Here is a 249-nt window from a genome sequence, read left to right as displayed (position 1 = left end):
AATCCAGGCATTGCCAGATTTGTCGACCGCCAGGCGGCCGAACAGGTTGTCAACGGGGACAGTGAAGTAGACGCTTCCGTTCGCTCGCAACACGTAGAGGGCGCGTCGAGTTAACACGTACGTCAATGCATTCGAAGGGTGTACCTTCACGTCATACCCGAGGCCAGTATCCACCTCGGTTTCAAAAAGCGGCGCACGCGTGACAGGATCAAACTTGGCAATGTAACCCGACCCAATGGGGTTGCAGCC

General features: G+C 56.2%; 1 protein-coding gene. It reads right to left on the bottom strand.

Features of this window, described 5'->3' with window-relative positions:
- On the bottom strand, window positions 1–249 hold a 249-nt coding region (locus ACZ3HH_RS30845; RefSeq protein ID WP_465810487.1), incomplete at both ends, for a hypothetical protein.

The organism is Pseudomonas sp. PME37.24/025 (assembly GCF_055556615.1).
This window is presented reverse-complemented; position numbering and strand designations above follow the sequence as displayed.